At 69.4% G+C, this 2,585-nt stretch carries 3 protein-coding genes and 1 pseudogene; all 4 read right to left on the bottom strand.

Annotated elements, in window-relative coordinates; translation table 11 throughout:
• Positions 1–322: pseudogene (locus RMO85_RS03265) on the bottom strand (hypothetical protein); the annotation flags it as partial.
• Between the two features lie 76 nt (positions 323–398).
• A complete protein-coding gene (locus RMO85_RS03260) occupies positions 399–692 on the bottom strand; it encodes a putative quinol monooxygenase (protein WP_310526442.1) in 294 nt (97 codons plus the stop codon).
• On the bottom strand, positions 689–1,471 hold the full coding sequence (locus RMO85_RS03255; protein ID WP_310526440.1) for an ATP-binding cassette domain-containing protein: 783 nt from the start codon (positions 1,469–1,471) through the stop codon (positions 689–691). The genes RMO85_RS03260 and RMO85_RS03255 overlap by 4 nt, the downstream gene beginning before the upstream one ends.
• Positions 1,468–2,445, bottom strand: coding sequence for an ABC transporter permease (locus RMO85_RS03250; RefSeq protein WP_310526439.1), 978 nt, complete (start codon positions 2,443–2,445; stop codon positions 1,468–1,470). Before RMO85_RS03250 ends, RMO85_RS03255 begins: the two co-directional genes overlap by 4 nt.
• Positions 2,446–2,585: the final 140 nt, after the last annotated feature.

Below are 2,585 nucleotides of genomic sequence, written 5' to 3'. Positions count from 1 at the left end.
ACTCCGCTGCGACCCTCGACGGGGAGCGGTGCACCCACGCGCGCAGGACGTAGAGCCGCCACAGGCAGCCCGCGAGGGTGTCGGGGGGAGCGCCGGACCAGACCTCGGCAAGGGTCTCGAGCCCCTCGGTGTCGGCCAGGTGCAGCACGCGATCGACCAGGGCATGGTCGTCCGCGCCCTGGGCGCCTCGCACCAGCAGGGTCGCCGCCAGGTCGCCCGCCTCGCGGACCGCTGCGGGGTCGGCGCCACCGGTGAGGTCCTCGAAGAACGCCGCGCCCGGGACGCTAGGGCGGTGGTGGCGCGGGGCGTCGGAGTCAGGCATTCGCCCACTGTAGGAGCAACACGTCGCTCACCGAGCCCGAAGTCCGCTCGGGGGCATCAGGTGACCGGGCTCCTGCTCACAAGGAGGGCTCCCGCAGCCAGGTCAGTTCGGAACCCTGCCCCTCGATGAGGCCCGCCAGAGCCTTGTTGAAGACCCGACCGTGCTCGCTGCCGATGTGGGCCTCGAAGGCCTCCAGGTCCCGGTAGACCTCGAAGATCACCCAGTGCAGCGGGTTGTCGTCGCGGACGAAGGGTTCGAAGGTGACGCAACCCGGCTCCGCGCGCACGGCCTCGCTGAGGTCGCGCATCAAGGCGGCCACCTGCGACTCAGCGTCGAGACGAGCGGTGAACTCGGCATACAGGGCCTTCACAGCTCCTCCTCCAAAGGCTCGGCGGGGCTCTCGATCAACCCGGTGATGGTGCCGAGCAGGCTCTCCGCGTCGAACTCCGATGTCGGAGCGTCACGCACGACCCGGCCCAGGCGCAGCACCACGACGCGATCGGTCACCTGGAGCACGTGCGGCAGCGTGTGTGAGATGAAGATGACTCCCAGCCCCATGTCGCGGGCCGACTTGATCACTTCGAGCACCTCGCCCGCCTGGCGGGCCCCGAGGTGGTTGGTCGGCTCGTCGAGGATGATCACCTTCTTGGCCCAGGCGACGGCCCGACCGATGGCCACCGCCTGGCGCTGACCGCCGGAGAGCTGGTCGATGGACCGGTTCGAGGCGGGTACGGCGATCCCCACACGCTCCAACTCGGCGTGGGCCTTCGCGTCCATCTGCTTCTGGGCCAAGAAGCCCATCTTGCCCAGGATCCCGGGCCTGGTGACCTCGCGGCCGAGGAACACGTTGGCGCCCACCGAGAGCTGCGGGGCGAGCCCCGAGTCCTGGTAGAGCGTCTCGATGCCCGCCTCGATCGCCTCGTGCGGGGACTTCCAGCTGCGCTCGACGCCGTCGAGGAAGATCTGGCCGCTGGTGGGTTGGTGGACCCCCGAGAGGGCCTTGACCAGAGTGGACTTCCCGGCGCCGTTGTCGCCGACCAGGCCGATGACCTCGCCCGCGTGCAGCGCGAGGCTGGCGTCTTGGAGTGCGTGGACCGAACCGTAGCTCTTGGTGACGTTGCGGACCTCGTAGATGGGTGCGGCGCTCATGCCGAGCCCCTCGAGGTGCGCAGGGCCTGGGTAGAGACGGCGGCCGCGATCAGGATGGCCACGACGACCTTCTTCCAGTTGGGCGCGACGCCGATGATGATCAGCCCGCTCGTGACCGTGGTCAGGATCAACGCGCCCAGCACCGTGCCGCTGAGCCGGCCCACACCGCCCGCGAGGCTGGCGCCGCCGATGACGACGGCCGCGATGGCGTCGAGCTCGAGCCCGGCCCCGGATGTCGGGGCGCCCGACCCGAGGCGGAGGTAGAAGAACATGCCCGCCAGGCCGGACAGGGCCCCGGACAGCACGTAGATCTTGGTCAGGTGCCACGGGACGCTGATGCCGGCGGCACGCGCGGCGAACGGATTGGACCCGATCGCGAACGTGTAGCGGCCGAAGCGCGCGGTGTGCAGGAAGAGTCCGCAGATGACGACGAGCACGATGACGATCACGATCGGCTTGGACAGCGGTCCGATCCAGTTGTTGCTCAGGGTGATGGCGGTGGGCGGGCCGCCCGCGATCGGGGCTCCGTTGGTCATCACGATGGTGAGACCGGCGCCGGCACCGAGGGTGGCGAGGGTGGCGATGAAGGGCACCAGCCTGGCCTTGTTGATCAACAGGGCGTTGACGATGCCCACCGCGGCCCCCACGCCCACGCAGACGAGGGTGCCGAGCAGGAGTGTGAGGGCCTCGCCGTGTCCGCCGGTGGTCAGGTTGCGCATCGCGAACGCGCCGATGACGCCGGCCAGGCCGACGGTGGATCCCACCGACAGGTCGATGCCCCCGGAGATCACCACGAAGGTCTCGCCGACGGCGACCAGGACGACCGGTCCCCAGTCGAGCAGCACGTTTCCGAAGACTCCGGTGCTGAAGAAGATTGAGTTCTGCGAGGTGAAGAACGCCACCATCGCGGCGAACACCAAGAAGAGGATGACCTGCTGGTTGGCGAAGATGCGCGCTACGAGCGGCTGCTGCACTTCGCGACTGTCCCGCGCTGGCGGGTGCGCTGTGGTGGACACGGGTTCAGTTCCTGTCACTGGTGGAGTAGGGCAGGGGAGGTGCGAGCAATGACATCTGGGGGACCGGGGGGCCCGAGACCGGCGGCGTTCGCCGCCGG

The sequence above is a fragment of the Nocardioides sp. genome, from assembly GCF_031422975.1.
Taxonomy (GTDB): Bacteria; Actinomycetota; Actinomycetes; order Propionibacteriales; family Nocardioidaceae; genus Nocardioides.
The sequence above is the reverse complement of the archived record's forward strand: the minus strand, read 5'-3'. Positions and strand labels throughout refer to the sequence as shown.

Bases quoted from the DNA above. Each gene is read 5' to 3' on its own strand.
- RMO85_RS03255 (WP_310526440.1), bottom strand. From the start codon at position 1,471: ATGAGCGCCGCACCCATCTACGAGGTCCGCAACGTCACCAAGAGCTAC.